This is a genomic window from Paenibacillus taichungensis (genome assembly GCF_013359905.1).
Classification (GTDB): domain Bacteria; phylum Bacillota; class Bacilli; order Paenibacillales; family Paenibacillaceae; genus Paenibacillus; species Paenibacillus taichungensis.
The window spans coordinates 115,191-135,992 of the sequence record NZ_JABMCC010000106.1; the positions used below are offsets into that span (position 1 = coordinate 115,191).

Consider the following 20,802-nt stretch of genomic DNA (forward strand, 5'->3'; position numbering starts at 1 on the left):
TTACATATAAAGGTCAGTACATATTGCGCCTGCCCTTCCAATTCATCATACCACATAACAGCAAAAGCCCTGCAAGAGGGCTTCAAAAAAAGGCACTCCCATACCTGGAAGCGCCTCTTCAGTATATACTTTTATATAAATTAACTAGGAGTTATCCATATGCTGTTATGGACGTGGTGTGTCTACCCCATTCAGAATTAGCTTGGGATGAATATCTGCGCTAAGTGAAGCGGAAACTGCACAATACTTTTCTTCAGCCATTTGGATGGCTTTCCAGATCCGGTAATCCGGGATATCACCGTCTACCTTGAAGATCAGGTCAATGGCCGTAAAACCTTTCGGCATACCTTCACTGCGTGTACCCTGTGCTTCAATCTCAATGCCTGTAATTTTGTCCAGGAAAGCATCCAGAATCATCGTGATATCGATCCCCATACAACCTCCGAGACCTGCCAGTAACAATTCCATGGGTGTAGCACCCTTGCTGTCACCACCATAAGCTGCTGTGGCATCCATGCCAACTGCGTAGCCAGAGGGTCCTTCGGAAGTAAACGCGCGTTTGCCTTTCCATACCGTTGTTACATTCATGATGTTATCCTTCTTTCTTAGAATTCAGTAATTTGCTGCAAGAAACGACGTGTCCGCTCTTGGGTCGGGTGTTCAAAAAAGGCCTGTGGACTTGCTTCTTCCACAATCGATCCATCCGCCATAAAGACAATTTTGTTAGCCACATTCCGGGCAAACTTCAACTCATGTGTAACGACCAGCATCGTCATGCCTTCCTGTGCCAACTCCTTCATAACGGAGAGCACTTCGCCCACCAGTTCAGGATCAAGGGCTGAGGTAGGCTCGTCAAACAGCATCACTTCAGGCTCCATGGCCAGTGCGCGGGCAATTGCTACGCGCTGTTGCTGTCCACCAGACAAACGGGATGGATATGCATCCTGCTTGTCCGATAGGCCTACTCGATCCAGCAGAATCCGGCCACGTTCGGCCGCTTCGTCCCGCTTGATTTTTTTCACAGTCACGAGCCCTTCCATCACATTGCCAAGCACCGTCTTGTGCGGATACAGATTGAACTGCTGGAATACCATGCCAGTCTGCCGACGGATTTCAAGTACCCGTGCCCGCTGGATTCGCTGCGAGTCGGTACTGTCTACTACAACACCATTTACTTCAATCTTGCCGCCAGAGAGTTCCTCCAAGCCGTTCAGACAGCGCAGCAGCGTACTTTTGCCTGATCCACTGGGTCCCAGCAGAACAACAATATCTTTCGCATCGACATGCAGATCTATATTTGTGAGAACTTCATTTTCCCCAAAACGTTTGGTCAATCCTGTAGTTGTAATCACCGGTTCTCCCCTCCTATCAGTAAGCCCGGGCCAGCCGGCGCTCCACTTGTTCCAGAATGGCCGAGAATCCGATACTCATGATCCAATAGATCACGCCAATCGCCAGATAAAACGGCATATTAACGTAATATTGCGCGACCAGTAGCTGTGCCGAGCGAAGCAACTCCGTAACCCCAAGGGCTGCCACAAGTGATGTTTCTTTCAGCATGCCGATAAACGTATTGCCCATTGGAGGGATCGCGATACGCACCGCTTGGGGGAATATAATCCTTCTCATCGTTTGAGCCGGTGTCATGCCTGTAGCATATGCGGCCTCCGTCTGCCCTTTTGGTACAGCTTGAATTGCTCCGCGGAACGTTTCGGACAGAAATGCACCCGCATTAAGACTAAGCCCTAGACAAGCTGCCGTTAGGGAGCCTAAAGTTACGCCATAATCAACCAACCCAAAATAAATAACGAATAATTGCACCAGCAGCGGGGTTCCCCGCATGATGGATACATAAAACCTTGCGATCAACCTAAGCCACATAGGCCCCTTCAGACGAGCGATAGCGACTAGTACTCCGATAATAAAGGCAAAAAACATGGAGATCACAGTTACATACAGCGTATAGTAAGCCCCCTTCAGAAAGAAGGGGATATTCTCAAATACCAGTTCCATAGATCAAACTTCCCTTCGCCTTGCAGGTTCATTATTGCGCAGGCTCTTCACCAAACCATTTTTTGAAGATGGTATTATACGTACCATCATCTTTCATGCTTTTGAGAGCGTCATTCAGTGCTGCTACGAGTTCTGGATTGTCTTTGCGCACAGCAATACCTGCCTGATCACTCTTGATAGGTTCACCTACGGCTTTGATGTTGAAGCCGTTAGCATCTACAATCGGTTTCAGCGCGTACAGGTTGTTGATCGTTGCATCGATCCGTCCAGCGTCCAGATCTTTCAATGATGTGATAACATCGTCATAGGTTTTAATCGTGAAGTCGCCCACTTTCGGCAGCACTTCGTTACGCAGATACGTTTCATCATTGGTACCGAGGCCTACACCAATCGTTTTTCCTTTGAAATCTTCCAGCTTGGTAATGTCATTGTTATCACTTTTCACAATAATTTTAACTTGGTTCGTAATATACGGATCGCTGAAATCAAGTACTTTCTTGCGATCATCGGTAATCGTCATCTGGCTGATGATAGCATCCAGCTTTTTGGCTTGCAGACTTGGTGTCAGGCCGGAGAACTCCTGGGATACAAATTCCACCTTAACTCCAAGACGCTTCGCAACCTCACGTGCGATATCTGCATCGTAGCCGTCCATTTCTTTCTTATCGTTCAGGAAGTTGTATGGAGCGTACGTGCCCATCATGCCCACTTTGATGACGCCAGCAGACTTGATCTGCTCCAGTTCATTGTTCGCCTGTGCTCCATTGCTGCTTCCATTGTCCGTAGCTTTACTGCCACAAGCGCTGAGCACCAGCACGGTCATTAGCAGCAGGGCTGTTAAAGTCCAGCCTTTGCGAGATTTCAATCCATATGTTTTATTCATGTCATTAACTTCCTCTCATCCATGTAGTCATGTCCTGTTGAAACTTCTTTTTCCTGTCTTCCTAAACCGCAGTTGTACCCATTATTCCCTGCTGCTGGCTTAATCATGTGAATAATTAATCCAGTTGTTGAAAATAAAGCTCCAGGGCCAGCACACCTTTATGTGCCGAGCAGTCCGTAAAATTCAAAGCTTGCCGCCTCCGCAGCTAATGTCGTTGCTGACATTGATGAGAACTCGCTGTGAAGCTGCTCCGAACCAAACAGCCAGCGCGTAATCATGCCTTCAATCATGCTAACCAGGAGCGCAGCACGGAGCGGTACATTCATGGAATCCGGCAGCATGCCCAGCTCAATGGCCCGTTGCATGTTGTGGCGAAACGCCTGTTCTACTGCCCCCCGTGTCTCCTCGACCAGACGGCGTACCGAATCCTCCGACACGATACCTTTAAGCAACAACTCCATAAAATAACGATTGTCCTCTGCAAAGGAAAATAAGTCGGTAAACAGTCGTTCCGAAGCTCTTACCATATCCTCAACCGATCCGGCATCCTTGCGGTAGCCTTGTCCAATCGCTTCAAGCAACTTCTCCCTGCCGGTTAACACAATCTCCGAGGCAATGGCCTCCTTACTTTTAAAGTGCCAGTAAAAAGTGCCTTGCGCGACGCCCGCTTCCCGGACGATATCGGAAATTTTCGTCTGATGGTAGCCCTGGGTCGCAAAACGTTCCATCGCTATGCGTATAATTTGGTCCCGGCGTTCTTCTCCGGGTTCCAAATGATTGTTTTTAGACATTTGCCTATCCTCCCGATTGATCAGTCAGTCAGTTAATGTATATCCTATTGGATAACTAGGTTTTTGTCAATATGGTTTTAAACAATTCATTACGAGCATAAGTTGAAGTTGAGCGCATTTGTGATCATAATAGATGATAGCCTTGTTCTAATGAGCGGGCATTGTCACGCAGGACAGCCTATATGCTGTCATCTGCATTTCAAGGAGGAAGAGAATTGGACTTTATATCATCGATTATTATGGGCATCATCGAAGGTTTGACTGAGTTTTTGCCCGTGTCCTCAACCGGACACATGATTCTGACTGCCCACTTGCTGGGATTATCGGAGGACAACGAGTCAGTCAAAACGTTTGAGGTGGTTGTGCAACTCGGAGCTGTACTAGCTGTCGTTGTGCTGTACTGGAACAAATTCATTGATATGTTCCGCTTCACCGGAGGCAAAAGGAGTTACACCTCCCGCCTGAACCTCATACATATCTTTTTGGCGATGGTTCCAGCCGTAGTCATTGGACTTGTATTCCGGGATTGGATCAAGGCGCATCTGTTTGGAGCACAAACGGTGCTGTACAGTCTTGTTATTGGTGGTATTCTGATGATTGTCGCTGAACGTTGGAGCCACCGCAGCGAACGCATTACAACCCATGATGTAGACGATATTACGTATAAACAGGCATTTGTAGTGGGTCTTTTTCAGATTCTCGCATTATGGCCAGGCTTCTCCCGTTCCGGTTCGACGATCTCGGGCGGTCTGTTCGCAGGGGTAAGCCGGGTTGCTGCAGCAGAATTTACATTCCTGGTCTCTGTGCCGATTATGATTGGAGCCACAGGATATGATCTATACAAAAGTATCGATCATCTAAATACCAGCGATTTCCCGATCTTCGCGATTGGATTCATTGCCGCATTTATCGTAGCCATGCTTGCCATTAAGACGTTCCTATCCATTTTGAAAAAACTGAGTCTGACCGTTTTTGCAGTCTATCGCTTCGTGCTGGCAGCCGTATTCTTTATCATTTTAATGATGTAACCCTATCTTCAAGTCCTGTAACAATAAAGCCAATGGCAACCTGTTCCCTTCGGAACTAGGCTGCCATTTTTAATTTGCACAACCTCATCAACAAATGATTTCATTTGTGAACCACACCTACCCCCTCGTCCAGATAACATAAACACCCCCTATCAGCGATAGGAGGCGTTCCATATAACTACTGCGATCTAAACGAACTGATTATGGTTATACCTTGGACTCCAAAGTCTGCAGGTACTCCGAGATTTGAGCAGGCGTTTTTGCCCATTTGCTGTGCAGATGTGCAATTTTCTTGCCGTTCTGGAATACGAGCAGGCTTGGAATACCGCGTACACCGTTCTCTTCGGCAAACGGCAGGAACTCTTCTGCATCGAGAGCATAGAAGGTTTTATCCGCATGCTGGTCGATAACGTCCCCGATAAAGCGATCCAGGTTTTTGCAATCCGGACACCAGGTTGTATCAAATTTAATGACGGTCAGCCCGTCAGAATTGATTGTATCGCGATATTGTTGTTCACTTTGAATTCTTTCCATATGTCTTCTCTCCCTTATTTGATTCTTTATGGTTGATCTTCATTGTACCTCGTATAGTTACAATTGAAAATAGGCTACCAACGTTTAACGGTGCTGCTTGTAGAGATTGGCGGGACTTAGCTCCCGTATTTCGTTAATCTCCGCAGCCGTAAGTGGTACAGATTCCGAAGCAGCAATATTATGCAACAACTGCTCTCTCGAACTGGCACCTGGCACGACAGCCGCAACAGCGGGATGTGCCAAAGCATAACGAATGGCCGTTTGAGCCATGCTGCGATTGTCTGTAACCAACCGGCTCAGGCCTTCTCGTATGATGTGCAACTCCTCAGGAGTATAATCCAAATAACCCTTATCTGCCTTGGCAGCACCAGAATCGGCGAGAACACCACTTGCCACGGGTCCACGAGCGATAACGCTAATCCCCTTTTGCTCTAATAAAGGTAATACTTCCTCTTCGGCTCGGCGATCCGCAACGCTGTATTGATTCATCACGCTGACAATGGAAGCTCTCTGCACATATTCACGAATCACGTTAGGGCGGATGGAGGATATGCCGTAATACCGAATAAGACCTTCCTGCTTCAGTTCCTCAAAGGCTTCGATCGTCTCTTCGATTGGATCATCCAGAGTGCCACCATGCAGCTGATACAGATCAATATATTCCGTCTGCAGCCGTTTCAGGCTGTCTCGTACAGCTTGTTTGATATAGGCTTTGGACGGGTCCCATGACCAGCCTTCTTTTCCTGGTATGCGACGATTACCAACCTTGGTCGCCACAATGACCTGATCCCGGCGTCCCTGGATAGCTTGGCCCACGATTTCTTCGTTTAATCCTGCATCATACAGGTCAGCGGTATCCAGAAGATTAACGCCACGATCTAATGCTTCATGAATCAAGGCTACGGCAGGTTTCACTTCGGTTCCAAGCGACATGCAGCCTAGACCAATTTCACCTACCATGAGTTCGGATGAACCCAGACGATTTTTCTTCATATGTTGTACATCCCCTTCCATACGTTCTGCAAGTTTCCATTGTATCATTCTTGCTGGCAAAAATCGCATGTAACATATGAGCGCATACAAAAACCCGGGACCATACCAGCTCCGGGCTTCTCATGCTAATTGACTCCTATATCAAAATCTATTTTAAATCACACGTGAACCTTTTTTGCTTCCATAAGACGGTTTTGAAGATGAACCTGAATTTTTCATCAGCCCTGACACCGTACTGAACAGCTTATCCCTTGCTTGTTTGTTCCTCATCAAGTAAGTCACGCCTGCTCCAATGGCTGTTACAATAATTCCACTTTTTTTAGACATATGTTGTTCCTCCTTCAGGATTAATGTACATCGTGTCTTGCTTGAGATTACCCTCTAGGAGAAAAACGAAACGTCAGATGCAATCGCTAAAATTAGAGTATGGCTATTATAAATTAAAAAGATGGCCACCTGAGAATTCAGGAGCCATCTTCTAACGTGCAGTATAAGTCGAAATCATCGTTACTACTGTATAACCTACTTGGTCATAACAATCGTCCGGTCAATCGGACGGCGGTGCGACATGAGTCATTTCCTCATGTTTGTACGTGGATCCATCCGCAGTCAGGTAGAAATGCCCGATCGGATGCAGATCTTCATCCAGTTCATAGACCAGCGGAATGCCTGTCGGGATATTAAGCGCCATTACGTCTGCTTCGGACATTTGGTCCAGATGCATGACGAGTGAACGGAGCGTATTGCCGTGCGCGGAGATAAGTACCCTTTTGCCCGCTGACACAATCGGTTTGATCTCTGCATTCCAATACTCCAGCACCCGCTTCGATGTATCCATCAAATTCTCGGTACGCGGGATGGTGCAGCCCAGCCGTTGATACTTGTCCTGATCCTGAACATAACGGTCGTCAGTTTCGTCCAGTGCTGGGGGAGATACGCTAACGGAGCGTCTCCACTCCTTCACCTGATCCTCACCATACTTCAGCGCAGTCTGCTGTTTATTCAGTCCTTGCAGCGCCCCATAGTGACGTTCATTCAGCTTCCACGTCTTCGTGATCGGAATCCACATCCGGTCCATTTCATCAAGTGCAATATCCAGTGTTCGAATGGAGCGTTTGAGTACTGAGGCATAAGCGTAGTCAAAATCAAAACCCTGTTCCTTCAGGATCTTTCCCGCTTTACGCGCTTCTCCGTAACCATCGGTCGTCAGATCCACATCCGTCCAACCGGTAAAACGGTTCTCCACGTTCCACATACTCTGTCCATGGCGAATCAATACGACTCTGTACATAAGCGTGAATCCTCCTTCCATGAAACCATTACCCGCAAGGTGAGCCGGATATGCCCATGATATGTGAAATTATTAATAGTACGGTGCCATCATCAGATATACAACTACACCCGTGGAACTCACGTAGAGCCAGATTGGCATCGTCCAGCGAGCAATTTTACGGTGTTTCTTCAATTGATTCGTCCAGCCCCATACCAGAGTGAACAAAGCAAGCGGCACAATAATCGCTGCCAGAATGCTGTGTGTGATCAGAATGAAGAAATAGATGGAACGAATAATGCCTTCTCCACCGTATTTGGACGTTTCCGGAGACAAATAGTGGAACGACAAATACGTAACGAGAAATAAAAGGGTCGTTGAAAATGCAGCAAGGATGAAACGTTTGTGCAATTTCACATTCCGCTTGATAATGGCAATCAAGGCCGCAAGCAGGAAGATAAAGGTGAAGCTGTTGAACACGGCGTTAAACCGCGGCAACACTGTAATGTCAAAGGCTACATCGCCTTTGTATCCGATGGACGGTGCAAAGAACAACAATAAAATAATGACATTGGCGATAATGGAAATGGTAATAATGAGACCTGCAAAATTTTTATTACTGGTCGGGGCAATCTGATTGGATTGAATGTTCGGGTCCCCTTTGTCCTGTTTGCCCAATGAAAAATCCTCCTCATATCCTAACTTCTATGTTCTATCTCATTATATCTTGCCATTTCTCGACTGTTAAGTGACAACACTCTGAACAAAAAGCCTCGTCAGGTACCTTTAAAGTGCCCCTTTCAGGCCATTTTCATTAAAAGCCCACCATCACTGGTTTACCCCATCCTGTATTCATGGTATAATTAATGCAATTAATCACATACGCGTTGAACTGGAGGAGCCTGTCACCAAGGGCCCTCCTTGTCTTTTTTTAAGGCATAAAGCGGCACGCTGACATACGCCGTTTTATGCCTTTTTCTGTTTCTAGGCCTGGAATGATCCCCCCTTGGACTGGTAATCCTATAAACGCTACTGCTGGAGAGGAGTACACCTATGGAATTTATTTTGGTTCTTGCACTTATTTTGATTTTTACCAAGTTGGCTGGGGATTTATCGGTAAGACTCGGTCAGCCATCCGTATTGGGTAAATTGATCGTCGGTGTTATTCTTGGACCTGCCCTGCTCGGCTGGGTTCAACCGGATGATTTCATCCACTATATGGCCGAAATTGGGGTATTACTACTCATGTTCATTGCTGGGCTCGAAACGGACCTGGAGCAATTGAAGAAAAATTGGAAGGCAGCCTTTGCGGTTGCCGTGGGTGGTATCATTCTACCATTCATCGGAGGTTATGGCGCTGCCGCTGCGTTCGGCATGTCGCAGACACACGCTTTGTTCTTTGGACTATTGTTCTGTGCCACTTCGGTCAGCATCTCGGTTCAAACGCTCAAAGATATGAATCAGCTCAGCTCTCGTGAGGGTACAACGATTCTTGGAGCCGCTGTCGTCGATGATGTACTGGTTGTGGTCATCCTCGCAGTCATGATGAGTTTGCTCGGAACAGGGGCAACTGATACTTCAATCCCTCTGCTCATTGGCAAGAAGTTGCTATTCTTTGTTGTCATTATCGCTGCCAGCTGGTTCCTTGTTCCTCGCATTATGAAGTGGATGGCACCGCTGAAGGTCACGGAGACCGTTATTACAGCCGGATTAATCATCTGTTTTGGCTTTTCGTACTTTGCGGAATGGATGGGTGTTGCAGGCATTATCGGGGCTTTTGCGGCAGGTATCGCCATCTCACAAACGAACTTCAAACATGAGGTCGAAACGAAACTTGAACCGATCGCGTACGGGATTTTTGTTCCAGTATTCTTTGTAAGCATCGGTTTGAACGTGACTTTTGACGGCGTGGGTTCACAAATCTGGTTCATTATCGTTATCAGTCTGATTGCTATTGTAACCAAGCTTCTGGGCGGAGGAGCAGGTGCGCGTCTGACCGGATTTGATCGCTCATCTTCCCTCGCCATTGGAGCAGGCATGATTTCCCGGGGTGAAGTTGCTCTTATTATTGCTTCCACCGGACTTGCTTCCGGATTACTCGACGCTGAGTATTTCACCAGTGTGGTTATCATGGTTATCGTTACAACGCTGGTAACGCCACCGTTACTCAAAATCACCTTTGCACGCAAAAAAGGGGAAACTCGTGTTGAAAAAGGCATTGAGGAATCCCATCTAAGCGGGTAAATAAAATTAGTATCAGCTCACCGTGATGTTGCGGTGGGCTTTTCATTTTTCAAGGGAGTTAAATAAACACAACAAAAAAAGACCGCTCCATTAACAAGAGGTCTTTATCCTCGCCTGTTCATAACAGGCTGTCCCATTTTAAGTTAACACACCTACGTAAAAACCGATCGATATAAAGACAACACACCATATAAACGCGCCAATGCTGGAGACAAGGACGTATCGTCCTATTGCCATACGGCTGATTCCGGAGAAACAGCACATCAGATGACGAATACCTGGAATGAAGTAGCCCAGTATAATGGACCAGTACCCGTATTTCAAAAACCATGACTCCACCCTGCCCAGCCGTTTGGCGTTGACCCCCACCCATTTACCGTACTTCTCAACCAGTGGTCGGCCGGCCTTCTTGCCAATGGTGTAACTCAGAAGACCTCCAGTAAACGCTCCACCAAAACTGACAACGATGGACACCGAATAATTCAGCACCGAGATGGAGGCGAGATAACCGACAAAGGTCATCATCACCTCATCCGGAATAGGCATGCCAATCACGCCAAGAGCCAGCAGTCCGTAAATTGCGAAATAACCATATTGACCAATAAATTCTCTTGCAAATTCCATACTGACTCGCTCCTTATTTCGGTTCCACAATATCCTTCTCATGGGGGGCTAGCACTTGTTTTAGAGACGGGAATCGGATTTGGCTAACCATTAGACCGGATAATACGATAATGACAAGATAGGCTACACCATGAGTAAAATAAGGACTCCAGAGCGCGAAAAAGGACATAAGACCGCCTGCAAACGTAATCGGCATACCCACAAAACCATGGCTTGCTGTCTTCTGGCAATTGTAACGGGCGAGACGCAATGCACCACAAACCGGGAATAATGCTGTCAGCGCCATACCCAGTGCACTTACCTCATTCATGGAGTTCAAATATAAGATCAACACGGGTGCGGTGCCGAACGAAACAACATCAGCCAGTGAATCCAGCGCTTTGCCGAATTCCCCCTCACAATGCAGCTTGCGTGCTGCAAACCCGTCAAACAGATCAAAGAACATGGCTACCCAGATCATCGTCACGGCTAGCGCAAACTCGCCATGAATAGCCATAATGACAGCCAACATGCCTGAAGTTAAGTTGCCCAACGTTAGAATGGACGGTAAAGATTTCATAGACTTGACTCCCCTTCGTACTAAGCATTAGGAAAAATAATATAAAAACGGACTCCGTCCGGCGTGTTCTCCACACCATAACTGCATCCATGCAAATCGAGAATCTGCTTCGCGATGGCCAGGCCAAGCCCGGTCCCCCCCATTTTGCGATTACGCGAGCGTTCCACGCGGTAGAATCTTTCCCAGATGTACTGCCGCTCCGCTTCCGAGATCTGCTCACCCTGATTCTCGATGGAGATTCGAACCTGCCCTTCCGGCCTGCTGATCTCAATCATAATATCGGTCTTAGGGACAGCATGTCGTATAGCATTCATCATCATATTATAGATGACTTGCTCCAACTTGCTGCGGTCTCCCTCAACGGTCTGTTCGGTGGTGGAGACCAAAACGACTTCCAGTTCCTTTTCCTTCAGTTGTGGACCCAGACGTCCGGCAATATCTTCAATCATATCTCCAAGAGCCACTGCATCGGTGTTCAGCTTAATCGCTTGGGATTCCAACCGTACCAGATCCAGCATCTCTTCAACCATCGTTTCCATCTTGACCGCTTCATCGGCAATGATCTCGATGTAACGCTCACGTTTGCTCTCACTGACTCCATCTTTCAACCCTTCGGAATACCCTTTGATGATGCTGATAGGTGTTTTGAGTTCATGGGATGCATCGGCAAAAAACTCTCGCTGACGCTGTTCAATTCGCTGCTTCATCTCCATATCAGTGCGCATCTGACTGTTCGCCTGCCTTAGTTCTTCCAAAGTCTGACCCAATGTCGTGGACAGCGCGTTGAGACTATTGGACAGACTGCCAATCTCGTCATTGCGGCGGATGGGCGATTTCACAGTGAAATCAAGGGTCGACATCTTTTTGGCAACATGGTTCAGGGCAAGCAACGGCTTGGTGACAATTCGGGACAGAAGCAGTGAAAGGAACACAATCAGCACAAATGCAGCAATACCAAAATACGCATAAAATAGTTGTGTAGCTTCACTCGCCTCCCTCATCTCCTGCAGGGACGTCAGGGAAAAAATGAGTTGCTGCTGAGGTCCCGAGCTGTGCACCGGAGCAATGGTAAGCACATTTCGTACACCACTCCAGCTATCGGTCCATTCCTCATTAATCATTTTCCCATTGGCGAGACTAAGCTGGTCTTCCGTAGATAGTGGGAAGCGGCTATCCAGCGCCTGCACGAGCAGACCCTGTCTCTGACTCCATGTCCCCAGGTTGGGAAGAACAACGTCCTTCAATGTTCCTGACCATTCTTCTACCGGCTCCGTTAACTCCTGAAAATCTTCCGTTCCGCTGACTACGGAGCTCTGATCCTTTATCTTCAGCGGATAAACCATAGGATCATTCATTCCACTTGCCGAACCTGTAACGGTCAATTGCTGACCATACTTCAAGTGTGAAGCAAGCCATCCTGCGTTCTCACTGTTGATAAACAACGACAGCGATATATTTACCTGCTTGCCATCCTCTTGCAAAAGCACGATGTGGAATGGGTCATTGACCAGCTTACCTGTATTCGTCAGGATGACCAGATGCGACTGATTCTGCCGCATGAACTTCCCGGTTTCCTTGGCCAGCTGCACATCGTTCCAATGTCCAGTGGAATATTGTTGTTCGAATTTCGTCAATTTTTTCTTAATGCTGCTGATCTTCTGATGTTGGTAAAAGTCCGGGAACCAGACCAGTTGGGCAATCACGGTTGTTCCATATAGAAGAAGCAGAAATCCAGCCATGACCAGAAACAGTTTCATCGTTACACCGTTACGTCTCATGCCTCGGCCTCGAATCGATATCCGGTACCGATAACCGTTCGGATACACTTGGCTTCATCCCCAAGTTTGCTGCGAAGCTTTTTGATATGGGTATCCACCACACGCGAATCACCCTCAAAATCATACCCCCATACCCGATTAAGGATGGCATCACGGGACAGTACAATTCCCTGATTGCGAGTTAAATACAGCAGCAGGTCATATTCTTTGGGAGCAAGCTCCACTTCGATTCCATCCTTCTCAAGCCGACGCGCCCAGGGATCAAGTGTGGCACACCCAAACCGAATTACACTCTGCTCCTTGCTAACGGCACCCTCTACTCGCTTCATTAATGTCTCTGCACGTGCCACCAGTACACGAGGACTGAATGGCTTCGTAACATAATCATCCACGCCGAGCTGGAAGCCATGAATCTTGTCATCATCTTCCGATCGGGCAGTCAGCATTATAATAGGTACGGTCGACTGGGAACGAATATGCCCACAGAGGGTCCATCCATCCATTTCCGGCATCAGCACATCCAGGATGACCAGATCCACTTCATGCAGTGCCAGCAATTCCAGCGCCTCTACCCCATGTTCTGCTTCAATAACGTTCCATTGTTCTTTTATGAAATAATCGGCCACAATCTCACGAATGCGGCTTTCATCTTCCACCAGAAGCACTGTTCTGACCATGGCCGACTCTCCTTTTAGCATTCTGTTGTTAACATAACGATTCCGTGTGTCGTCCGTGTGTCCAGCCATGTTCTGGAATGAACTCCATCTTATATACGATTAATATATACCAAAAGTTACTAAATTCCATACGTTTTCGCACAAAAAAGAAGCCGTCAACGAGCAATCATCTGCTCATTGACAGCTACTTCCGGCTGAGACCACGTTTTTCTCCGCGATTACACACTACATGTGCGCACCGCTTAGCGTTGATTCTCCAGTCGGTGTGCTACATGTAACGTTGGGCCAACAAAGCGGTTCAGCGGGAATCCGCCAGCAATCGCTTTGGTCACGAAGGCTTTACCTTCACGAACAGCCTCTTTCACAGTAAGACCGCGCGCCAAACCTGCGGTAATTGCCGCAGATGTGGTGCAGCCTGCACCATGTGTATATCCGGAGCCAACAACATCGGCTTCAAACCATTCGTAGTTCGTTCCGTCATAGAGAAGATCCATTGCTTTGCCCGGGTTAATAACGCCTCTGTCCTTGATCAGGACATGTTTCGCCCCATGATCATGAATGACAGCTGCTGCAGCTTCCATCTGCTCCTTGGAGCGGATCAGTCCACTTTTCGCGAGCTGCGATGCTTCAAACAGATTCGGGGTAACCAGATCAGCACCCGGCAAAAGGAATTCGATCATTGCTTCTGTATTCTCAGGTTGCAGCACTTCGTCCGTACCTTTGCAGACCATTACCGGATCGATAACGATCTGTGGCAGTCCGCTCCGGCGGATGTGCTTCGCAACCAATTCAATGATGTCTACAGAACCCAGCATACCCGTCTTCATTGCATCAAAGCCGATACCATCCAGAACGGTGCGCAGTTGAGCCTCGACTACATTTAATTCCACAGGGAAGACCTGGTGATCCCACGTATCAGGCTCCATAGCCACAACAGTAGTCAGCACAGTCATGCCATACACACCAAGCTCCTGAAAAGTTTTCAAATCTGCTTGAATCCCAGCACCGCCGCTCGTATCCGAACCAGCGATTGTTAATGTTTTTGGAATCGTCATGGTAGTTGCATTCTCCTTCGTCCTTCAGTTGACATTATCCTATCCCTTGTACGAGCAGATGTCAATGGCATGTGAAGCCATACGGAGTATGGTTTCCAAAGGAATCAGTTCACATCTTTTGTCTCCAGACGAATCATGGACAGCGAAGCAATCCACAGTCCGATTGCCCCCAGTGTTAATGGAATCACGATAAGTGTGTTGATGGAGAACGTAGGCCCGTTGAATCCTGAACACACCACAAGTACAAGCAGAATGGATGATACCAGTGTGGTCGTGACCGAATGTTTGCGCATTCCGAAGAATAGAGGGATCAGAGCCATGGCCGCAGCGGACAAGGAACTAATCGTGTACTTCAGCAGCAGTACCAGTGCATCACTCATCGTCAAGGTGTCGGGAATGAAGGAGTAGAATTGGTTTGTGATAACCAGCAAGGCTCCCATCAGTAGATCGGTAAACAAAATCATTACAAAGGTAAACACAAAGACAATGATGAGTTTGGCAGCAATAATTTTCTGGCGCTTGATTGGATAGGTAAACATGACGTTCATCGTTTTATTTCGATACTCACTAATAATCAGTTTCGCTATCAGCGCACCGCCAAAGATAATAAACACGGCTCTGGCAAACGTATCTATTAACATGAAGGAGACGTGGTAATCGGCAAAAGCGTAATCTTCAGCCCCCTGATCGGTGAATCCAATCATGATGAGAAACAGGATTAGGGCGAGATTGGCGATACCTGCCGTTCTGAAATTTCGGGCAAACCGATGTTTGCGCAGTTCCAGCTGGATCAGTTTAAGCAACGTCCCCATCCCCTTTCATTAAGCTCATGAAGTGTTCTTCCAATGAATGAGCTCGTTTGAAAATGGATTCAATCTCAACGCCATGCCCGATCAGCTTGCTTGTCAATTCCGATGGAGCAATGCCCGGATCATAGATACGTACGGTATGGTCATCGATCATTTTATAATTTTTCAACCCCAGCTGATGTTCCATTACATAGGTCGCTTTACGCGGGTCCAACGTTTGCAGCTCAATATACTCGCTGTGGCTCCCACGAATGCTGTCCATCGATACTTCTTCAACCAGACGCCCATTTCGTATGACCCCGACGGTGTCTGCAACCTGTTCGATTTCCCCGAGGATATGGCTGGAGATCAACAAGGTAATGCGATACTGGGAGCTGAGACGTTTGAACAAATCGCGCATCTCCTTGATGCCTACGGGATCGAGCCCGTTGATCGGTTCATCCAGAATGAGCAGTTCCGGTGTTGTGATCAGCGCACGAGCGATGCCCAGACGCTGTTTCATTCCCAGAGAGAAGTCACGAACAGGCTTCTTGCCTGTGTCCTTGAGACCTACACTTTCCATCATGTCGTTAATGACCTTCTTGTTATGAAACCCCATGTATTCACAATGGAGATCCAGATTTTCCTTGGCGGACAAATTATCGTAAAAAAAAGGATATTCAATGATGCTGCCCATTCGTTTCAGCAATTCATAGGAAGTAGGCGTGAGCTTTTCTCCGAACAATTCAATCTCACCTATAGTCGGCTTCACGAGATTGGTGAGCATCTTCATCATTGTTGTTTTCCCCGCTCCATTCGGACCAAGAAACCCGTAGATCTCCCCTTGCTTGATACTCATATTGACGTTTGATACAACCTCTGCCCCTGCATACGTCTTGGTCACACCTATCGTCCGCGCAATATAGGTCATGTTCATATTCTCCTTTACGTTCGTCCCTGACGGGTTCTTATATCTGTATTGTAAAGAGAAAAGTCTTCTTTTTTATTAATCAAATCTTACAAAAACCTTAAGCTTATCGTGAAAACTACAAAATGCACCTAACAAGGTTTCAGAGAAACCGAAAATACAGTTCGTACAAAAGGTACGCTATGCAACTCAATACTTCCGCCCATCCGCTCCACCAGCCGCTTCGTAATGGTCAGACCCAGACCACTGCCTTGATAGAGACGATTACGAGAATCCTCCAGCGTATACATACGTTCAAATACACGGCTGTGCTCCTGTTCAGGAATGCCCTTGCCCCGATCCCAGATGTTAAGTGTCACCTGTTCCCCTATTGAATACTCCAGTGAAAGGCCAAGTACCTTGCCATCTGCTCCATATTTCATAGCATTTGTGATTAGATTATCCAGCACACGGTCCAGCGCTTCCTCATTGCCTTTCACGAAGACATCACTTTCCGGAATGGATAGCTCCACTTGCAGCCCCAGATTCGTTAACATGTCATAAAAAGAGATCATCTTCAATCGACACAATTCGCTTACATTAACTCTGGTCAGAGCAAGCTCGCTATCCCCCGACTCCAGCTTCGCCAGATCAAAAAAGGAATGAATCAGACGCAGCACTTCCTGCGCCTTATCCTGGATTTTGCCGGTCATGATCACACGTTCCTGATCGGTTAGTGAATTGCTATGCAGCAGCGTTTCACTATAACCAAGCACAACCGTAAGTGGCGTCTTCAGATCATGTGAGATATTGGAGAGCATGTTGCGCATCTCCTTCTCCTGATTGGCATAACCCGCCTCAGCCCGATGAGCATGATCCAGTAACTGATTCATGTCCTTAAGGAGCTGGCTTATCTGGGGGTCACTGTTGAAGACGAGCAGGCGTTCAAATGTGTTCTTATCTATAATAGAGGTCAATTTCTCATGTATGTAAGTTAGATGTGTACTACGTTTATGCAGCCTTATGCTTAATAGAATGACGATAAGGGCCAATATCCCGGTAGAAAAGGCAAAGATCAACGTCACGCCGGGTCCACCTCCAGCTTATAACCGATACCCCACAATGTTTTAATATACCGGGGGTTGGAGGGATCAACTTCCAGCTTCTCGCGCAGACGACGCATATGAACATTAATGATATTTTCGTCGCCATAATAATGATCATTCCAGACCGAAGCGTAGATTTGAGCTTTGGTAAATACTTTGCCAGGGTGGGTGACAAACATTTTGAGAATACCAAATTCCTTGGAAGTAAGCTTTACAGGTATGCCATCACGCTCGACCTCATACGTTTCCGTATCAACCACAAGTCCGCCAATGTGAATGCGCTGTGCCTTTGGAGTTGTCTCCGTTGCAGGCTGTGCGGTATAGTTGGCACGACGAATAGCCGCCTTGATCCGAGCGGTCAGCTCGATCAGCGAGAAGGGTTTGCTCAAGTAATCATCAGCGCCAAATCCCAGGCCGAGGGCCTTGTCCACTTCTCCGTCCTTAGCAGACAGGATGAGCACTGGCACCAGACTGGTAGCACGGATGGTCTGGAGCACTTCCATCCCATTTTTGTGTGGCAGCATCAGGTCGAGAATGACCAAGTCATATTCTGACGGTGATTGGCTGAATTGATGTTCCGCCTCCAGTCCGTCATATGCATAAGAGACGTCATAGCCCTCTTTTTCCAAATAAGGACCGACCATTTCACTAATTGAGCGATCATCTTCAACAAGCAGCAAGCGATAACTTGACACGCTATTCCCTCCAACATGAACGTTTTCCTTTATTACCTCACAGTTTGCATCAATTGGCAATGAAATACGAAAAACCCGACAGGATCGCCACTTCATGTTTCAAAGTGAACCTCCTGCCAGGTCTCATTTACAACCTTATACCGTCTCGCTTCGTATCCAGCACAGCCCAATCGTTCCCGCACCTGCATGAATTCCTACCACAGGTATAAAAGGCATAATTTCCGTCTTCAGGCGGGGAAGCAGATCAGCAATCTGCTGTTTGATTGTAACGGCTTCTTCCTGATTGTTTGCATGCATGATGCATACATGCTTCACTTTCCCCATATCCACCTTGAGCACATCCAGCATACGCTGTTTGGCCCGTTTGAACGTACGAATTTTCTCATTCACAACCACTTTGCCCTCTTCGAATCGAAGCAGCAGATGAATTTTCAACAATTGGCTAAGAATAAGCTGGGTTCCCGACACACGTCCACTGCGGTGAAGATGCTGAAGACTGGCCGGAATGAGGTAAAAGGACATGTTATCTATCATCTGTTCGATGTGAAGTTTGATCTCGGCAGCTGTATGGCCTTGCTTCTGCCATTCCAGTCCTTGCAAAATCATCTCCCGCAGCGGATAAGCGCCTGCTCTGGAATCGATGGCGGTAACCGTCACACCTGCGATCTCGGCAGCCTGCATTGATGTGTGCAGCGTACCGCTAAGCGCAGTGGAGCAATGAATGGTAATGATCTCATCGTACTGGTCCTTCAACGACTCATACAGTTCAATAAATTCACCAATCGGCGGCTGTGAACTGCTTGCGCGTGAAGCCCCATCCAGTTTCTCATAGAACAATTCCGACGAGATGTCTTCTGTCTCCCGATAACATTCCTCTCCAAAAACGATGCGCAGCGGTACGATGTACACATGATTCTGCTCAGCAAATAGCGGATCGAGTGTGCTCGTACTGTCCGTGACCCATGCAATTTTCCTCATTCCAACCTTCTCTCTTGCCGGATTGTTGAAGCTGTATCCTCAATCGTCAGGCACATGCCCGGCGGATTATTTAAAATTTGAATAGTTCATATTGTAAACGTTTGCGTCTTTGCTCCCCAATTATAAAGGAACGGACAAACCACTGTCTTGTGGCGCATTGTTGAACAGCCTCTTTTCTTCCGGTATATGCCAAAAAAATGTCTTGCCTGTGAAGGAATATATTGGTATGCTGTTGTCCTTCTCTCTTTTTCGCCTTGACTGAAGTGAACGGAACCGCCGTTCAACCAACTTATCGGAGGTGTCACATGCTTTATTTCACTCTGGCTTCCAAAGCCTACTCCCGGAACCTGCAATACCGCGGGGCCCACATGGTACATAACCTGGCAAGCGCCATGTTCGGTTACATGTATGCCTGTCTCTGGATTGGCATCGGGGCCGATCATTCTCTCGGAGAATACGGGACACAGGGGATGATCAGTTACATTGCGTTTACGCAATCCTCTCTCTGGATCTCGGGTTTTCTCACCAATGGACTTGGTATTCCACTCACGGTCAGGACAGGGCAGATCGCGCTTGATCTCATGAGGCCGGTTCATCTGTTCACCCACCTGATGGCACGTGAATGGGGGCAGATTGCCTACCAGTTCGTGTACAAAAGCATTCCAATTTACCTACTCTTCTCCATCGTATTTTCTCTGCAATGGCCCTCAGAAGCTTCAACCCTGTTATTTGCCGCAATTGGTCTTGCCGGCGCATCCTATTTATCCATCTGTATGAATTACATTATTGGCGCCACCGCGATGTGGACGACGGAGTCCTCCTGGCTGCATTGGGGCAATCACGCCATGATGAATCTGCTCGCTGGTTTCTTCATTCCTCTGGAATGGCTGCCAGACTGGTTGGAACGAATTGCTTGGTTATCTCCCTATCCTTTCCTGCTCTATGTCCCGACCCGAATCTATCTGGGTTATGAAAATGGCTCCTTATTATGGGGAACCTTGATTTGGTGCGTCCTCATGACATTCGTCTGTCTGGCGATCACCCAGGTACTGCGCCGTAAAGTGGAGGTGCAGGGCGGATGAAAACAACTTCCTGGTTCACTTTATATAAAATGCTCATTCGAACAAGCATCCGCAGTCGGATGCAATACAAGTTCAATTTCGTCATGGCCTCCGTTCTGGCCGCATTGATTCAAATCTCCGAGTTTCTGATGGTTGCTCTGGTGCTGCACAAATTCGGAGCCATTAAAGGCTGGTCCCTTCATGAGATTGGTTACCTCTTCGCGATCATGACCCTGTCCAAGACGTTATATCGAACGTTTGGCAACGAAGTGCATCATTTGGAAAAATATCTGGTCGGCGGCGAACTCGATCAACTGTTAACCCGTCCTATGCCCGTATTGCTGGCTTTACTGCCACAAAACTTCCGCATCATGGCTGGTGAAGTGTTACAAGGCGGGTTTATTCTCTGTTGGTCTCTGGCAGGCATGATGCATAGCGGACAAATCAGCTGGACTGTCATCCCCTTCTCACTGCTCGTCATCTTGACCGGTGCCATCATTCTTTTTTCGATTGGGCTTGCCACGGCAACGCTTGGATTTTGGACCACACGCATTGAGGAATTGCAGACCATCACCGAGGATGCGGCGCGTACGGCTGCCCAATATCCGCTGACGTTGTATCCGAAATGGATGTCTGGCATTCTGCTGACCGTAATCCCGGTGGGTTTCGTCAACTATGTTCCGTCACTTTATTTGCTTCGCGGCGAACTAGGTGCGTGGGTTCTTGGTGCCATTGTCATTGTGGCCATCCTGAGTCTGGCCGCAAGTCTGCGTTTCTGGAAATTTGGTTTAACCAAATATCAAAGTACAGGTAGCTAA

General features: G+C 47.5%; 24 protein-coding genes. 4 read left to right on the forward strand and 20 right to left on the reverse strand.

Annotated features, from left to right (window positions below; translation table 11 throughout):
* Positions 1-165: 165 nt before the first annotated feature.
* The 5 genes from HP548_RS11420 to HP548_RS11440 form a co-directional block, all read right to left on the reverse strand.
* Complete coding sequence (locus HP548_RS11420; protein WP_053780142.1) at positions 166-588, reverse strand: OsmC family protein; 423 nt, start codon at positions 586-588, stop codon at positions 166-168.
* A gap of 17 nt (positions 589-605) precedes the next feature.
* A complete protein-coding gene (locus HP548_RS11425) occupies positions 606-1,352 on the reverse strand; it encodes an amino acid ABC transporter ATP-binding protein (protein ID WP_076291213.1) in 747 nt (248 codons plus the stop codon).
* Positions 1,353-1,368: 16 nt separating this feature from the next.
* Positions 1,369-2,013 (reverse strand): amino acid ABC transporter permease, encoded by a 645-nt coding sequence (locus HP548_RS11430; RefSeq protein WP_076291212.1) that lies wholly within the window; start codon positions 2,011-2,013, stop codon positions 1,369-1,371.
* 31 nt (positions 2,014-2,044) lie between these two features.
* Positions 2,045-2,878 (reverse strand): substrate-binding periplasmic protein, encoded by an 834-nt coding sequence (locus HP548_RS11435; RefSeq protein ID WP_175381729.1) that lies wholly within the window; start codon positions 2,876-2,878, stop codon positions 2,045-2,047.
* A gap of 176 nt (positions 2,879-3,054) precedes the next feature.
* The gene (locus tag HP548_RS11440) at positions 3,055-3,687 is read right to left on the reverse strand and encodes a TetR/AcrR family transcriptional regulator (protein WP_083679068.1); all 633 of its coding nucleotides are present in this window, start codon (positions 3,685-3,687) and stop codon (positions 3,055-3,057) included.
* A gap of 239 nt (positions 3,688-3,926) precedes the next feature.
* Between HP548_RS11440 and HP548_RS11445 the strand changes: the two genes are divergently transcribed.
* Positions 3,927-4,715 carry an undecaprenyl-diphosphate phosphatase gene (locus tag HP548_RS11445; RefSeq protein WP_064641143.1) on the forward strand — a complete coding sequence of 263 codons (789 nt, stop codon included), beginning with the start codon at positions 3,927-3,929 and terminating at the stop codon, positions 4,713-4,715.
* A 207-nt stretch (positions 4,716-4,922) separates the two neighbouring features.
* Here HP548_RS11445 and HP548_RS11450 read toward each other — a convergent pair whose 3' ends face one another.
* The 5 genes from HP548_RS11450 to HP548_RS11470 form a co-directional block, all read right to left on the reverse strand.
* Positions 4,923-5,249, reverse strand: coding sequence for a thioredoxin family protein (locus tag HP548_RS11450; RefSeq protein ID WP_024631432.1), 327 nt, complete (start codon positions 5,247-5,249; stop codon positions 4,923-4,925).
* A gap of 84 nt (positions 5,250-5,333) precedes the next feature.
* Entirely contained in the window at positions 5,334-6,242 is a 909-nt protein-coding gene (locus HP548_RS11455) for an aldo/keto reductase (protein WP_175381692.1), read from the reverse strand.
* Between the two features lie 153 nt (positions 6,243-6,395).
* The gene (locus HP548_RS11460; protein WP_175381661.1) at positions 6,396-6,569 is read right to left on the reverse strand and encodes a hypothetical protein; all 174 of its coding nucleotides are present in this window, start codon (positions 6,567-6,569) and stop codon (positions 6,396-6,398) included.
* A gap of 220 nt (positions 6,570-6,789) precedes the next feature.
* The gene (gene gpmA / locus HP548_RS11465) at positions 6,790-7,533 is read right to left on the reverse strand and encodes a 2,3-diphosphoglycerate-dependent phosphoglycerate mutase (protein ID WP_175381693.1); all 744 of its coding nucleotides are present in this window, start codon (positions 7,531-7,533) and stop codon (positions 6,790-6,792) included.
* A 72-nt stretch (positions 7,534-7,605) separates the two neighbouring features.
* A complete protein-coding gene (locus tag HP548_RS11470) occupies positions 7,606-8,190 on the reverse strand; it encodes a DUF420 domain-containing protein (protein ID WP_170867957.1) in 585 nt (194 codons plus the stop codon).
* A gap of 375 nt (positions 8,191-8,565) precedes the next feature.
* Between HP548_RS11470 and HP548_RS11475 the strand changes: the two genes are divergently transcribed.
* On the forward strand, positions 8,566-9,756 hold the full coding sequence (locus HP548_RS11475; protein ID WP_076291207.1) for a cation:proton antiporter: 1,191 nt from the start codon (positions 8,566-8,568) through the stop codon (positions 9,754-9,756).
* A 138-nt stretch (positions 9,757-9,894) separates the two neighbouring features.
* Here HP548_RS11475 and HP548_RS11480 read toward each other — a convergent pair whose 3' ends face one another.
* From HP548_RS11480 to HP548_RS11525, 10 genes are all read right to left on the reverse strand, one after another.
* Positions 9,895-10,380: a DedA family protein gene (locus tag HP548_RS11480; RefSeq protein ID WP_053780148.1), complete on the reverse strand. Its 486-nt coding sequence runs from the start codon at positions 10,378-10,380 to the stop codon at positions 9,895-9,897.
* 13 nt (positions 10,381-10,393) lie between these two features.
* The gene (pssA, locus tag HP548_RS11485; protein ID WP_063566539.1) at positions 10,394-10,939 is read right to left on the reverse strand and encodes a CDP-diacylglycerol--serine O-phosphatidyltransferase; all 546 of its coding nucleotides are present in this window, start codon (positions 10,937-10,939) and stop codon (positions 10,394-10,396) included.
* A gap of 20 nt (positions 10,940-10,959) precedes the next feature.
* Complete coding sequence (locus HP548_RS33920) at positions 10,960-12,765, reverse strand: sensor histidine kinase (protein ID WP_125477328.1); 1,806 nt, start codon at positions 12,763-12,765, stop codon at positions 10,960-10,962.
* Positions 12,714-13,394: a response regulator transcription factor gene (locus HP548_RS11495; RefSeq protein ID WP_076291204.1), complete on the reverse strand. Its 681-nt coding sequence runs from the start codon at positions 13,392-13,394 to the stop codon at positions 12,714-12,716. Before HP548_RS11495 ends, HP548_RS33920 begins: the two co-directional genes overlap by 52 nt.
* A 242-nt stretch (positions 13,395-13,636) precedes the next feature.
* The gene (gene thiD, locus HP548_RS11500; RefSeq protein ID WP_063567104.1) at positions 13,637-14,449 is read right to left on the reverse strand and encodes a bifunctional hydroxymethylpyrimidine kinase/phosphomethylpyrimidine kinase; all 813 of its coding nucleotides are present in this window, start codon (positions 14,447-14,449) and stop codon (positions 13,637-13,639) included.
* Positions 14,450-14,553: 104 nt separating this feature from the next.
* The gene (locus HP548_RS11505) at positions 14,554-15,252 is read right to left on the reverse strand and encodes an ABC transporter permease (RefSeq protein WP_076291203.1); all 699 of its coding nucleotides are present in this window, start codon (positions 15,250-15,252) and stop codon (positions 14,554-14,556) included.
* A complete protein-coding gene (locus HP548_RS11510) occupies positions 15,245-16,168 on the reverse strand; it encodes an ABC transporter ATP-binding protein (RefSeq protein ID WP_076291202.1) in 924 nt (307 codons plus the stop codon). The genes HP548_RS11505 and HP548_RS11510 overlap by 8 nt, the downstream gene beginning before the upstream one ends.
* 128 nt (positions 16,169-16,296) lie before the next feature.
* Positions 16,297-17,229, reverse strand: coding sequence for a sensor histidine kinase (locus HP548_RS11515; RefSeq protein ID WP_373561761.1), 933 nt, complete (start codon positions 17,227-17,229; stop codon positions 16,297-16,299).
* Positions 17,226-17,945 carry a response regulator transcription factor gene (locus tag HP548_RS11520; RefSeq protein ID WP_343054822.1) on the reverse strand — a complete coding sequence of 240 codons (720 nt, stop codon included), beginning with the start codon at positions 17,943-17,945 and terminating at the stop codon, positions 17,226-17,228. Before HP548_RS11520 ends, HP548_RS11515 begins: the two co-directional genes overlap by 4 nt.
* Positions 17,946-18,080: 135 nt before the next feature.
* A complete protein-coding gene (locus tag HP548_RS11525; RefSeq protein ID WP_076291201.1) occupies positions 18,081-18,923 on the reverse strand; it encodes a DegV family protein in 843 nt (280 codons plus the stop codon).
* A 305-nt stretch (positions 18,924-19,228) separates the two neighbouring features.
* Here HP548_RS11525 and HP548_RS11530 point away from each other — a divergent pair, with 305 nt between their 5' ends.
* Entirely contained in the window at positions 19,229-20,005 is a 777-nt protein-coding gene (locus tag HP548_RS11530; protein WP_024631448.1) for an ABC transporter permease, read from the forward strand.
* The gene (locus HP548_RS11535; protein ID WP_175381694.1) at positions 20,002-20,802 is read left to right on the forward strand and encodes an ABC transporter permease; all 801 of its coding nucleotides are present in this window, start codon (positions 20,002-20,004) and stop codon (positions 20,800-20,802) included. Before HP548_RS11530 ends, HP548_RS11535 begins: the two co-directional genes overlap by 4 nt.

Coding starts and splice junctions, on each gene's coding strand:
- HP548_RS11420 (WP_053780142.1), bottom strand. CDS start 588: ATGAATGTAACAACGGTATGGAAAGGCAAACGCGCGTTTACTTCCGAA.
- HP548_RS11430 (WP_076291212.1), bottom strand. CDS start 2,013: ATGGAACTGGTATTTGAGAATATCCCCTTCTTTCTGAAGGGGGCTTAC.
- HP548_RS11440 (WP_083679068.1), bottom strand. CDS start 3,687: ATGTCTAAAAACAATCATTTGGAACCCGGAGAAGAACGCCGGGACCAA.
- HP548_RS11445 (WP_064641143.1), top strand. CDS start 3,927: ATGGGCATCATCGAAGGTTTGACTGAGTTTTTGCCCGTGTCCTCAACC.
- HP548_RS11450 (WP_024631432.1), bottom strand. CDS start 5,249: ATGGAAAGAATTCAAAGTGAACAACAATATCGCGATACAATCAATTCT.
- HP548_RS11455 (WP_175381692.1), bottom strand. CDS start 6,242: ATGAAGAAAAATCGTCTGGGTTCATCCGAACTCATGGTAGGTGAAATT.
- HP548_RS11460 (WP_175381661.1), bottom strand. CDS start 6,569: ATGTCTAAAAAAAGTGGAATTATTGTAACAGCCATTGGAGCAGGCGTG.
- gpmA (WP_175381693.1), bottom strand. CDS start 7,533: ATGTACAGAGTCGTATTGATTCGCCATGGACAGAGTATGTGGAACGTG.
- HP548_RS11475 (WP_076291207.1), top strand. CDS start 8,566: ATGGAATTTATTTTGGTTCTTGCACTTATTTTGATTTTTACCAAGTTG.
- HP548_RS11480 (WP_053780148.1), bottom strand. CDS start 10,380: ATGGAATTTGCAAGAGAATTTATTGGTCAATATGGTTATTTCGCAATT.
- pssA (WP_063566539.1), bottom strand. CDS start 10,939: ATGAAATCTTTACCGTCCATTCTAACGTTGGGCAACTTAACTTCAGGC.
- HP548_RS11495 (WP_076291204.1), bottom strand. CDS start 13,394: ATGGTCAGAACAGTGCTTCTGGTGGAAGATGAAAGCCGCATTCGTGAG.
- thiD (WP_063567104.1), bottom strand. CDS start 14,449: ATGACGATTCCAAAAACATTAACAATCGCTGGTTCGGATACGAGCGGC.
- HP548_RS11510 (WP_076291202.1), bottom strand. CDS start 16,168: ATGACCTATATTGCGCGGACGATAGGTGTGACCAAGACGTATGCAGGG.
- HP548_RS11525 (WP_076291201.1), bottom strand. CDS start 18,923: ATGAGGAAAATTGCATGGGTCACGGACAGTACGAGCACACTCGATCCG.
- HP548_RS11530 (WP_024631448.1), top strand. CDS start 19,229: ATGCTTTATTTCACTCTGGCTTCCAAAGCCTACTCCCGGAACCTGCAA.
- HP548_RS11535 (WP_175381694.1), top strand. CDS start 20,002: ATGAAAACAACTTCCTGGTTCACTTTATATAAAATGCTCATTCGAACA.